This window comes from Pseudomonas sp. GW822-FHT06D10 (assembly GCF_058799535.1).
Genome location: NZ_JBXALN010000025.1, coordinates 1 through 515, shown reverse-complemented (window position 1 = coordinate 515; position 515 = coordinate 1). Strand labels below are relative to the sequence as shown.

The 515-nt window shown below is 62.7% G+C and carries 1 protein-coding gene; it reads left to right on the top strand.

Annotated features, from left to right (window positions below):
- Nucleotides 1-15 precede the first annotated feature (15 nt).
- A partial coding sequence (locus tag AC1RL5_RS31875; protein WP_492589831.1) for a contractile injection system protein, VgrG/Pvc8 family occupies nt 16-515 on the top strand: 500 nt, incomplete at its 3' end.

Sequence of the window (515 nt, the reverse complement as noted above, 5' to 3'; positions counted from 1 at the left end):
GTCAAGGAGCGACTCATGTTCAACCCTGCCGATCAAACCCACTTCAGCCTGGACATCCAAGGCATCCAGCACGACTTCCAGGTGCTCTCGTTCCAGGGCACCGAAGCCATCGGCCAGCCGTTTCGCTTCGACCTGCAACTGGTCAGCGAACGCCCCTTCATCGACCTCGAACCCCTGCTGCACCAACCAGCCTTTCTCGCCTTCGACCCCCAGGGCCATGGCATCCACGGGCTGATCCAGCGCATCGCCCAGGGCGACGCCGGCAAGCGCCTGAGCCGCTACAGCCTGTCGCTGCTGCCGCAGCTGGATTACCTGCGCCACCGCAGCAACCAGCGGATTTTCCAGCAGCTCTCGGCGCCGCAGATCATCGCCCTGATCCTCGAAGAGCACGGCATCCTCGGCGATGCCTACCAATTCCAGATCCAGCACCCGTGCCCCGAGCGCGACTATTGCGTGCAGTACGACGAAAGCGACCTGCATTTCATCCAGCGCCTGTGCGAAGAAGAAGGCCTGCA